Source organism: Gardnerella sp. DNF01199S (assembly GCF_049244155.1).
Taxonomy (GTDB): Bacteria; Actinomycetota; Actinomycetes; order Actinomycetales; family Bifidobacteriaceae; genus Bifidobacterium; species Bifidobacterium piotii.
Genome location: NZ_CP058380.1, coordinates 1,507,370 through 1,518,957 on the forward strand (window position 1 = coordinate 1,507,370; position 11,588 = coordinate 1,518,957).

The 11,588-nt window shown below is 45.0% G+C and carries 8 protein-coding genes, 2 tRNA genes and 1 riboswitch; of the genes, 3 read left to right on the top strand and 7 right to left on the bottom strand.

Annotated elements, in window-relative coordinates:
- Window positions 1-74: 74 nt before the first annotated feature.
- Window positions 75-257, bottom strand: a complete 183-nt coding sequence (locus tag HXT45_RS06145) for a hypothetical protein (protein ID WP_050568115.1) — start codon at window positions 255-257, stop codon at window positions 75-77.
- Window positions 258-370: 113 nt separating this feature from the next.
- A riboswitch (M-box (ykoK) riboswitch) is annotated at window positions 371-533 on the bottom strand.
- A 162-nt stretch (window positions 534-695) separates the two neighbouring features.
- Window positions 696-2,390: a glucose-6-phosphate isomerase gene (gene pgi / locus HXT45_RS06150; RefSeq protein WP_060785875.1), complete on the bottom strand. Its 1,695-nt coding sequence runs from the start codon at window positions 2,388-2,390 to the stop codon at window positions 696-698.
- Window positions 2,391-2,725: 335 nt separating this feature from the next.
- Between pgi and HXT45_RS06155 the strand changes: the two genes are divergently transcribed.
- Window positions 2,726-2,798: transfer RNA gene (locus tag HXT45_RS06155), tRNA-Thr, on the top strand.
- Window positions 2,799-2,834: 36 nt separating this feature from the next.
- A tRNA-Leu gene (locus tag HXT45_RS06160) sits at window positions 2,835-2,915 on the top strand.
- A 69-nt stretch (window positions 2,916-2,984) separates the two neighbouring features.
- Here HXT45_RS06160 and HXT45_RS06165 read toward each other — a convergent pair.
- The 3 genes from HXT45_RS06165 to HXT45_RS06175 all read right to left on the bottom strand — a co-directional run bounded on the left by HXT45_RS06165 (window position 2,985) and on the right by HXT45_RS06175 (window position 6,662).
- The gene (locus HXT45_RS06165; protein ID WP_004133394.1) at window positions 2,985-3,668 is read right to left on the bottom strand and encodes a non-canonical purine NTP pyrophosphatase; all 684 of its coding nucleotides are present in this window, start codon (window positions 3,666-3,668) and stop codon (window positions 2,985-2,987) included.
- A 64-nt stretch (window positions 3,669-3,732) separates the two neighbouring features.
- On the bottom strand, window positions 3,733-4,497 hold the full coding sequence (gene rph / locus HXT45_RS06170; protein WP_004133395.1) for a ribonuclease PH: 765 nt from the start codon (window positions 4,495-4,497) through the stop codon (window positions 3,733-3,735).
- Window positions 4,498-4,604: 107 nt separating this feature from the next.
- The gene (locus HXT45_RS06175) at window positions 4,605-6,662 is read right to left on the bottom strand and encodes an ABC-F family ATP-binding cassette domain-containing protein (RefSeq protein ID WP_421781676.1); all 2,058 of its coding nucleotides are present in this window, start codon (window positions 6,660-6,662) and stop codon (window positions 4,605-4,607) included.
- 493 nt (window positions 6,663-7,155) lie between these two features.
- Here HXT45_RS06175 and HXT45_RS06180 point away from each other — a divergent pair, with 493 nt between their 5' ends.
- On the top strand, window positions 7,156-8,310 hold the full coding sequence (locus HXT45_RS06180) for a quinone-dependent dihydroorotate dehydrogenase (RefSeq protein WP_115761526.1): 1,155 nt from the start codon (window positions 7,156-7,158) through the stop codon (window positions 8,308-8,310).
- 38 nt (window positions 8,311-8,348) lie between these two features.
- Here HXT45_RS06180 and HXT45_RS06185 read toward each other — a convergent pair whose 3' ends face one another.
- Both HXT45_RS06185 and HXT45_RS06190 read right to left on the bottom strand, forming a co-directional pair.
- Window positions 8,349-10,754 carry a transglycosylase domain-containing protein gene (locus tag HXT45_RS06185; protein WP_115761525.1) on the bottom strand — a complete coding sequence of 802 codons (2,406 nt, stop codon included), beginning with the start codon at window positions 10,752-10,754 and terminating at the stop codon, window positions 8,349-8,351.
- Between the two features lie 97 nt (window positions 10,755-10,851).
- Window positions 10,852-11,571 carry a Crp/Fnr family transcriptional regulator gene (locus tag HXT45_RS06190; protein ID WP_004131732.1) on the bottom strand — a complete coding sequence of 240 codons (720 nt, stop codon included), beginning with the start codon at window positions 11,569-11,571 and terminating at the stop codon, window positions 10,852-10,854.
- Window positions 11,572-11,588 lie beyond the last annotated feature (17 nt).

The following is an 11,588-nucleotide window of genomic DNA, read 5'->3' on the forward strand; positions in this document are numbered from 1 at the left end:
TTAGACTTTATTTTAGAAGCGCCTATTTAATGCGCGGTTGCTGGCGATTTATCCCAACAAATCAAATAAAATCTTTAATCGCAAAAATCTTTAATCGCAAACGTTTTGGCGGTGACTGCCGGTTTTTTATATTCATCTTTTGTATATTCAGGGGGAACGTCCGTACTACTACTAATACTGTCTGAATCGTCACTTACAGCATTAACTGTATTAGCACTTTGATTACAACTTGTACTACTGCTACTGTCATGTTTCACGGCAATCACCTCCTCTAGCTTGTGCGCGCCAACGCAAAACCGTACTATCGCATCGTCATTGAACCGGACGGCAAGCAAGAAGACACAATGTGATTTACAAATCAAAAGAAATCAACATTAATCTTGTCGTTCAAGCTTCAGCTTCGCAGGGCGATGGCGTTGCATTAGTCGAAGCCTTGAAATCGACAACGACTGTTGACCAACTTGCACAGTGTCTCCACTGTGTTGCGGCAGCAACCCGTATCCCCGTGGTAGCCTTACCTACCGACCGTGCTTATTATAAATTATCACCACTCTTAAGTCAACCTATTTTTGAATTGACTTGAATTGACTTGAAGCGAAAAGGCAGGTTGGAGCAAAAAATAAAAAAGCCTCTTGAAGAATTTAATCAACAAGAGGCTTTAGATCAACAATCAAATAAGATTGTTACGCACTCGCTTACTTGCGATGAGCGCGGTAGAAGCGAATCAAGCTCTGCGTAGAAGCATCCTGAGCTGCCAAAGCGCTATCATCCTTAGAAATTGCAGGAGTAATCTGCTTTGCAAGCTGCTTGCCAAGCTCCACACCCCACTGATCGTAGGAATCCAAGCCCCAAACAGTGCCTTCAACAAAGGTGATGTGCTCGTAGAGAGCAATCAACTCGCCCAAGCTAAATGGAGTCAAAGCATCGCCAAAGATAGAGGTGGTTGGACGGTTGCCGCTAAATACGCGAGCTGGAACAATCTCTTCTGGAGTTCCTTCAGCGCGAACTTCGTCTGCAGTCTTGCCGAAAGCAAGAGCCTTAGTCTGTGCAAGATAGTTGCCCAAGAACAGCTCGTGAACATCTTGATCGCCATCCTTAGTAGGATTTGGAGTGTTCACAAAAGCAATAAAATCAGCTGGAATAAGCTGAGTGCCCTGGTGAATCAACTGGTAGAAAGCGTGCTGGCCATTGGTGCCTGGTTCGCCCCAGAAGATTTCGCCAGTTTCGCTTGTTACAGGAGTGCCGTCCCAGCGAACCGACTTGCCGTTGGATTCCATAGTGAGCTGCTGCAAATACGCTGGGAAGCGATGCAAGTATTGATCGTATGGAAGAACAGCATGGGAAGCAACCTTGTAGAAGTTGCGGTACCAAACGTTGAGCATACCAAGAAGAACAACAACATTCTTCTCGAATGGAGTCTCAGCAAAGTAAGTATCGATTGCGTGGAAGCCCTTCAAGAACTCCTCAAAGCGCTCAGGTCCTAAAACAACAGCCAAAGAGGTGCCAACAGCGGAATCCACAGAGTAGCGGCCGCCAACCCAGTTCCAGAATCCAAAAGCGTTGGTTGGGTTAATGCCGAACTCTTCAACCTTCTCGAGGTTGGTGGAAACAGCTACGAAGTGCTTTGCAACAGCTTCTGCCTTCTTTGCATCGCTGCCGTCAATAGCACCACTCTCCTGAAGCTTGTTAAGCAACCATGTGCGAGCGCTACGAGCGTTAGTCAAAGTCTCCAAAGTGGTGAAAGTCTTAGAAACAATAATGAAAAGCGTGGTTTCTGGATCCAAATCCTTGGTCTTTTCTGCCATATCGTTTGGATCAATGTTGGAAACGTAGCGAGCATTAATGCCAGCATCTGCGTATGGCTTTAAGGCTTCGTAAACCATGACTGGACCCAAGTCAGATCCGCCAATACCAATGTTTACAACGGTCTTAATGTTCTTGCCAGTAACACCCTTCCACTCTCCCGAGCGAACCTTATTTGCAAAGTCGTAGATGCGACCCAAAACTTCGCGAACGTCGGCAACAGTATCTTGACCGTCAACAATGAACTTGCCAGCGTCTTCTGCTGGGCGACGCAAAGCGGTGTGCAATACTGCGCGATCTTCGGTGTTGTTAATGTGCACGCCAGTGTACATTGCCTTAGTGCGCTCGTCGAGCTTTACAGCCTTAGCAAGGTTTGCGAAAAGCTTAAGCGTTTCTGGCTTAATCAAATTCTTAGAAAGATCGAAGTGGAGGTCTCCAGCTTCGAAGCTCAACTTATCCACGCGATTTGCATCTTCGGCAAACCACTTCTTCAGGCTCACGCCTTCGGATTGCAACTCATCATAGTGCTTTTGCAATGCAGCCCATTCTGGGGTCTTAACGGCGTCAACTGGTGGATTGATGGCCATTTCTAGGTCCTTTCATCTTTATTAAGTGATGTGATGATTTATAAATGTTTTATATAAATGTTTTAAGTCTAAGCACAATCTTTGGCACACTTAAACACAATGCAGAATCATCATGAATCGTAAGCAAAAATCATAATGTAAACAAGTGTAAAAATGAGCTTAAGCAAGGTGCTTGCATCACATCTTCCAATTGCCAAGATACTCACAAAAGCGGACAGAAATACACTTTGACTAGAACACATGCGAACATTACGGCGCGGCGCACTAGACAAAATCGAAATATTCATATATAGTATTTGATTTGTGCGCGAGTCGCGAATGCTTCTCGGGCAGTTGCCACTTTAGCTCAGTCGGTAGAGCGTCTCACTCGTAATGAGAAGGTCGACAGTTCGATTCTGTCAAGTGGCTCTTAAAAACCCATTTTTTGCCTGTTTAGGCGATTTTGCGCGAGTGGCGGAATGGTAGACGCGCAGGATTTAGGTTCCTGTGTCTTACGACGTGTGGGTTCAAGTCCCATCTCGCGCACATTTTGTAGTTTAATCGCAAGCTGAAGTCGTTAGTTTATCGCAACTATAATCGCAAATTAAATCGCAACTACTCAATAAACATAGCTTTTAATTCAGGCAAAAGTGCCCTCAAAGCGTTGCCGCGATGAGAAATCGCATTTTTTTCTTGCTGATTAAGTTGCGCGCTAGTTAAATCGTGCATTTGAACACCATCCCTAACGGGCTGATTATTTGGCACAAAAAGCGGATCGTAGCCAAAACCCTTGCAACCTCTAGGCTCACGAATCAAGCGCCCAACCATTTCTCCAACGCGAACAGTCTCAAAACCGTTGTTTTTCCACATAGCGTTTTCCAGATCCGCATCAACGCAGTCTTTAGGAACAGCAAGAGCCGCCGCGCATCTAAATCGCGCCGTTCGGCATTCGTCTGGAATATCCTCAAGCTGCTTAAGCAAAAGCGCGTTATTGGCATTATCGTCTCCATGAACCCCGCTCCAGCGCGCAGACAATATTCCTGGAGCCGCGCCCAAAACGTCTACAATCAAGCCAGAATCGTCAGCAACCGCAGGTAATCCAGTTCTTTGCGCAACGTCTCTAGCCTTGATTAGCGCGTTTTGCTCAAAAGTCACGCCTGTTTCCACTGGGTCTGGAAGCCCCAAAGAGCCAGCAGTAACAAGCTCAATATGCTCCGATATTTCCGCAAACTCTTCGTTAAGAATCCGCTTAATTTCAACGAGTTTACCCTCATTATGCGTTGCCACAACAAGTTTCACGCTCGCCACTCCTTAGTAATTTATCGAATAAACAGACATAAATTTTATTTAATTTTGGCTTAACTTAATTTTGGCTTAAAACTGCACGCTGAGCCGCTTGAAGCTCGCGATTACCTTTGGCTGCCAAATCAAGCAAAACGTTAAGCTCATCGCGATTAAACGGGCGATGCTCCGCCGTGCCTTGAATCTCAATAAAATTGCCCGAACCAGTCATAGCAACGTTCATATCTGTCATAGCTTGACTGTCTTCTACATAGGGCAAATCAAGCATTGGAGTGCCATTAATAACGCCTACAGAAACAGCGGAAACGGAGTCTTTAAGAACGTTTTTAGCGCTGCGAATATGCTTGTGCTTTTCGGCCCAATTTAGCGCGTCTACAAGAGCCACATATGCGCCTGTAATCGAAGCTGTGCGCGTGCCACCATCTGCTTGAAGAACATCGCAATCAATTTGAATAAGGCACTCGCCCATTGCCTTCATGTCTATAACGCCCCTAAGGCAGCGACCAATAAGACGACTAATCTCGTGCGTGCGGCCGCCGATTTTGCCCTTAACAGACTCGCGATCGGTGCGCTCGGCAGTGGCCCTTGGAAGCATTGAGTACTCGGCTGTAACCCAACCTAAACCAGTGTCTCTCCTCCAGCGCGGAACGCCAATAGTAAAAGTGGCAGTGCACATAACGCGCGTATTTCCGCACTCAATAAGAACGGAGCCTTCTGGAACGTTTGTAAAATTGCGCGTGATTTTTACTGGCCGCAACTCGTCCACATCTCTGCCATCAAAGCGAATAGGTTTTATAGATTCCAACATATCCTTAATTTGAGCCATAATTCAACAATTTAGCACGCGGCATTAACTAGCACGCAGCATTAATCTTGCTAGCACACAGCATTAATCTTTAGCAAAATCGCTATACAAAACCGTAGACTTTTGCATCAAATTTGCTCGCTAAGCGTAAGCCACTCTTCTTCTAACGCGCTAGATTCGCTTTGATTCGCCTGCAACTTCTCGTTAAGCTCTTGCAAGCCAACAAAATCGCTAGGATCGTGGCTTGCCATTTTTTGCTCAATCGCGCTTTTTTCTTCTTCAAGCTTTTCTAGCTTGCGCTCTATTGCCGCAACTCTTCTTGTAGCATCGTAGTACGCTTTTCCGCTTAATTTTGCTTCAGATTTTTGATTTGATTTTTGATTTGACTTTTGATTTGAATCTAATCCAACACCTTCTGCAGACTCCGACTTTGACTCCGACTTACCACCAGATTCCGCCGCAAAATCTGCCTTAGACTCTTGCATATTTGCGCGCTCATAGTCTTCCATAATCTTTAAATATTCGTCAACTCCGCCTGGAAGATGGCGAATCTTGCCGTCAATCAACGCAAACTGCTGATCAGTCACGCGCTCAAGCAAGTATCTGTCGTGCGAGACAACAATCAAAGTGCCTGGCCAAGTGTCTAGTAAATCTTCCATAACGGCAAGCATGTCTGTATCTAAGTCGTTTCCAGGCTCGTCCATTATCAACACATTTGGCTCGTTTAGAAGAATCAAAAGCAATTGCATGCGACGTTTTTGGCCACCCGAAAGGTCTGCAATCGGCGTCATAAGCTGCTCTGGCTTAAAACCAAGCCTCTCCATAAGCTGACCAGGAGTCACTTCTTTGCCGTCGATTATGTAGCTTGGCTTGTATCGGCTCAAAACCTCTTTAACCTTATATTTTCCAAGCTTTTCCAGCTCTTCTAGGCGCTGAGATAGCACGGCAAATTTTACAGTTTTGCCAATATTTACATGACCTTTAGTTGGATGCAAAGAGCCGTCGATTATGCTTAAAAGCGTTGATTTTCCAGCGCCATTAGCTCCGACTATGCCGAATCGGTCTCCTGGCCCTATTAGCCACGTTTGATTGTCTAAAATCATGCGGCCGCTAATCGTTTTTTGCAATGCTGCACATGTTTCTTTTAATGGCGATTCTTCTTGCGATAATGGCGATTCTTGCGATTCCACTTGCGATTCTTCTACAGAAATCGTAACGCTACCATCATGCGTAGGCTGTGAAAATGGCGATTTTACAATATCCGCATCGGATGCAGCAGGACTTGATGAATCCTCAAAAATTTGCGTAACGTCAATCAAATCAACAACTTGCTTACCAAGACGAGAAGTTGCCATTCTTTTTAGCTCAAGAGTATCTCGCATTGGCGGAACGTCTGCTATAAGCTCGCGAGCTTGCTTAACGTGGAATTTTTGCTTTGTAGAACGCGCTCGAGCACCTCTAGAAAGCCACGCAAGCTCTTTACGAGCCAAATTCCGCCTGCGCTCCTCGCGAACATCCGCCTGGCGTTCGCGCTCAACGCGCTGCATCATGTAAGCGCTGTAGCCGCCTTCAAACGGGTCGATTGCACCATCGTGAACTTCCCACATAGAAGAGCAAACTTCGTCTAAAAACCACCTGTCGTGCGTAACAAGCAAAAGCGCACCCTGACCATCTTGCCATCTGTGCAAAAGATGCTCCGCAAGCCAATGAATTGTAAGCACATCAAGATGATTCGTAGGCTCGTCCAAAGCCAAAATATCCCAATCATGCAGCAGAAGTCTTGCCAAATCCGCGCGCCTGCGCTGGCCGCCAGAAAGCGTACCAACCTTAGCTTCAAGGTTGATTCCGCCCAAAAGAGCCTCCACAATTTCTCGCTGCTTTGAATCTGCAGCCCACTCGTAATCCTGGCGATTTTCTAGCGCAGCCTGGCGAACCGTAGCATTATCGTCTAGCGGGTCTCGCTGGCTTAAAATGCCAAAAGTTAGGCCATTTCTACGCGTAACTCTTCCCGAATCTGGGTCAATCGCGCCTTGAAGAAGCTTTAAAAGAGTGGATTTTCCATCTCCATTTTTGCCTACGATTCCTATGCGATCGCCTTCAAAAACGCCTTGAGTTACGTCTTTGAAAATCGTTTTTGTTGCAAATTCAAGGGAAACATGTTCTAGTCCCAAATCATAAGTAGGCATAACTCACAAATATAGCCGTGCTGCTATACCATTCGCGAATGCAGGTCGTCGTTCGCACGGATTAGCCGTGCGAACGTCTCCGCAGCGCAGAAGCAGTGCTTCTGCGCTGAGCTGCTCAGCGCGCCAAATTGCCTTCGCGCGCTACGCTTTAAGCGCTCGGGCAGGTTGGCGCGCAAGCTAGGTAGAGATTCGAGATTTTTCGCAGCGGATGAAGCGAACCTCAGCATGAAATGGTGATTCGCTGAAGCAGCAAGAAAAATCGAGAATCTCGGTGATTAAAGACACGCAATTGTTCTAGATATTCAGAAGGTTTGATGTATTTCTCTACGAGCAATAAAAGAGGAGCGTAGAGACGGGACTTGCGAGGAGAGAAATACTCAAACCTCGCGCAATACCAAATAGGAAAATCGTTAGCGCTATATAAGCTCGCTATCTATATGATTCGCTTTGCACCAAAAATTGCAAAATGCTTAATGTCGTATAGTATTGAATCATGAGTTACGTATCTGAAAATTCTTTACACAATGCTGTGAATCTTGCTGCAACAGACCTCTTTACTTTTAGCTACAAGCACATTATTAAGCCGCACTTAGTGTTTAACATTCCGCCAGACGAAGCACACGACCGCATGATTGCATTTTGCAAAATAAGCGAGCGCATTCCTGGATTAATGTGGCTTTTGCGACAAATGCTTGACTACACAGATCCAATTTTACAAACGCAAGTTATGGGAGTAGATTTTGCGAATCCATTTGGCTTAAGCGCAGGACTCGATAAAAACTGCGATTTGTGCACAGTTCTAGACAACGCTGGTTTTGGATTTGAAACAGTTGGCTCCACAACCGCTCGTCCATGTGCAGGAAACGCTAAACCTTGGTATCATAGGCTTCCGCAATATGATTCACTTCTTGTTCATGCAGGTCTTGCAAACGATGGCAGCGAATTTGTGATTCCTAGAGTAGAAAAAGCATGGACGAATGCTAAAAGCATGCAAATTTCTATAAGCATTGCGCGAACTAACGATAATCTTGTTGGCGATTTAGACGAAGGCATTGAAGATTATCGCATATCTATGGAGCGCGCAAGTGGCAAAAGCTCGATGATTGAGGTTAATATTTCTTGCCCAAACACTATGGCTGGCGAACCTTTTAGTAATCCAGATGCTTTAGATAAGCTTTTTAGTGTTTTAGATAAAGTAAGCAGACCTCAGCCAACTCTTGTAAAAATGCCTTTGAACTTAAAGGGCGGATGGCCTCAATTTAAGTCTTTGTTAGACGTTTTAAGCGCACATAAGGTTGATGGCGTGAGCATTGCAAATTTGCGCAAGAATCGAGATGGACTAGATATTCCAGCAGATTGGAAAGGTGGAATCTCAGGGGCTCCAACATTTGCCGCAAGCAATGAGCTTATTAAGCGCACTAGAAGCGAGTTTGGATCCCGCTTTGCAATTGCTGGAATCGGCGGAGTATTTACCGCTGAACAAGCATATCAAAAGATTAGAAACGGCGCCGACTTAGTTATGTTCGTTTCTTCTCTTATGTACAGAGGCCCTCAACAAATTACAACGCTAAAGCGCGGTCTTGCAAAGATGCTTAGAAAAGACGGCTTTAATAGTGTTAAGGATGCTGTTGGAGTAGACGCGCTCTAGTCGAGTCACACTAGTGACATCACACTAGCAACAACACACTAACGAGTTCCGCCAGAATACGAGCTGGAGGTATCTCCACTGCTGGAGTCACCAGAATATTGGTCTTGCCTTCCGTCGCCCGTTGCGTAGCGTCCGTTTGTAGCAGCATCTTGTTGCGAGTTTTGATCACCTTGCGCACTCTGATCGCTTTGCGAACCCTGGCTTTGCTCTTGAGCTGCCTGCCTGCGCGCTTCTTCTTCCCTATCGCGCTGTTGTTGCAACTCATATTGCCTGCGCATCTGCTCGCTAGTCAACGGCATTTTTCCGCCAGCCATATACTTTGGATCTGGCTTTCCGTAATCGTTATCCATAGGCGTGTTAGATGCCTTTAGGTACGTATCCATAAACTTTTTCCAAGCAGGCATAGCAATGTAGGTACCATACCATGTGCTGTGGTAGACGCCATTAATGCGCATGTTGTTAAAGCTTTTTTGAACTTCCGCATTTCCAACCGCAATAAACGCAGATACCTTGTTTGGCACAAATCCAGCTGTTGCCATGTAAAACTCTTCGTTAGTACCAGTTTTAGTAAACGTTTTTCGTCCACCTTCTAGCTGAGCCATATGCGCAACACCAGTTGGCTGAACAACGCCTTGATTAATAGCGTATGCTGCCGTTTGAGCAACCTTCTTTGGTATTGCTTGATGGCAATTAGCGCTAGGAACACGCAAACGCTTACCATTCTTGTCTACTACACGCTTAATGGCTATAGGATCGCATTGAACGCCATCAGCTGCGATTGTTGCATAAACATTTGCCATTGTAAGCGGCGAAGCTTGCACAGCACCAATCAGCATAGGAGGATTGAACGAGTTCTTAGAAAACACATCTTCTTGACCCAATGGCGAATTGTGATACCCCAACGTTTTAGCTGCTTCCGCAACAGCGCAAAGCTTAAGCTGGGTTCCCATTGCTGCCTGAATAGTGTTATGAGAATGAACAAGACCCATTAAAGGCGTTTCTGGGCTAACACTACCGCCGCCAGAATTTTGAACAGACCAGCGCCCAATTCCACGGTACCTTGCGCAAGAAAAATCAGTGTTGTTATAAAGCATGCTTGTTCTTAGAGGCTGATTAATCGACTTTCCAGCAAGCAGCCAAGCAACAATGTTAATTGGCTTCCACGTAGAACCAATCTGCCAACCTAAACCTCCGCCGTCTCGCTCGTCTACAGCGTAGTTAATCGCAGTGTGCGTAGGGTCTGATTTTGCTGCATCTGTAGCGTCGTAAATACGGTTGCTTCCAAATCCAAGTACTTCTCCAGTTCCAGGCTTAATCGCAGCAATCGAAACTTCAAAACCGCTTGGATCGTTGATTGGAACAGTAGCCCTAGCTGTGTCCATTGCAGAAGAGTTTGCAAGAATATCCATTGTTGTGTAAATGTCTAATCCGCCTTCGTTAAGAAGCTTTTGACGCGCAACAGTGGTTTTACCAAACTCGCGAGAATTCAATATTTTTTTAGTAACGTAATCGCAGAAGAATGCAGCGTCTCCAGCAGCTTGGCATCCAACATTTGCAACTTCATGCTGAATATTAAGCGTATCTTTAATTGGAATTTTTGCAGCATCATCATGCTCTTTTTGGCTTATAAAATTCTGCCTAAGCATTAAATCAAGAACAATATTCCTTTGCTTTTGCGATTCTGGCCAATTTTCTTCTATAGAAGGATCATACCTAGAAGGATTTTTTGTGATTGATGCAATCGTTGCCGCTTGAACAAGATTAAGCTTTGCTGCAGTAGTGTTAAAGTAGCGCTTTGCAGCTGTTTCTACACCATAAAGATTATTACTACCGAATTGCGCAACGTTTAAGTAACCCTGCAAAATCTCTAACTTTGAGTATTTTTTCTCCATTTGAATTGCGATTAGCATTTCTCGCAATTTTCTAGCAACAGTACTTTCTGCAGCATGATATTCCGATATAGGATCGTTATCTTCCCTAGCTTTAATCATAAGAACGTTTTTAACGTACTGCTGCGTTAAGGAAGAACCACCTTGCATATCTGACTTTTTAATAAACGTTTGCACAAACGCACGCATAACGCCTTGAACATCTACGCCAGAATGTTCAAAGAATCGTCGATCTTCTCGAGCAACCATTGCTTGTTGCATATATTGCGATATTCGCCTAAGCGGCACAACAGTGCGGTTTTGAGCATAAAAAGTGGCAATAACAGTTTTGCCATCGGAAGCGTATAATCGCGATTTTTGAGGCAAAGCAGTAACGTCAAAATCAATACCATCTACCCTAAGAGAAGGCACAACAGACTTAACAACGCTGTTTATGCTCATTACCCCTGGAACAAATAGAATACTAGAAGCTACACCACCTGCAACACACAAAGTGATGTACGTAAGAAACAGTGCGAGTACTCTACGAGTTGTTAGGGATTTCTTTTTAGGCATGCGTACTATTCTAGAGGCTTGCCTCTACGTTGCGGCACGCAAAAATCGCGATTTACAAGATTTACGCGATTTGCACGATTTGCATGATTTGCACGATTTATCTTTCTGCTCGGCGAATCAACATTCCAGGCTCGTAAATAATAATCGACCTTCCGTGCCTTTTAATCCAACCTCTTTGCGCAAAATCCATCAACGCTTTATTAACTGTTTCTCTAGAAGATCCAACCAATTGCGCAAGCTCTTCTTGAGTTAAATCGTGAGGAACAAGCACGCCTTCTCTAACAGGCTCTCCAAATCTAGAAGCAAGGTTCAAAAGCGTTTTTGCTAATCTTGCTGGAACGTCCATAAAAACAAGATCAGAAATATGCTCGTTGTTTGCTCTTAAGCGAGCAGCTAAAACTTGAAGCATATCTACAGCAACTCGCGGATGATGACCTAACCAGTTAAAAAGTACTTCATTTTCTAGCCACAGCACGCGAGTTTTATCTGTAATAGCAATCGCAGATGCCGTGCGCGGCCCACCATACGGGTCAAAAACAGGAATCTCCCCAAGAATTTCTCCATGCGTGTGAATGCTAAGCAATTGCACACGATTATCTCTAGAATGACGAACAAGCTTAACGCGTCCGCGCTCCAAAAGATACATGCGGCGATCCGTATCTCCTTCGTTAAAAATCGCCTGCCCCTTAGAAAAAACCGACTCATGCAAGTGTTCTAGCAGCTCCCTCGCTTGATCTAGTGGCACTTGCTTAAATAACGCTGTATGCGTTAACGGAAGGTCTTCCGCATAGGGCTTATCTGGCTTAATTCTTACCACAATCAGCCTCCAATGTG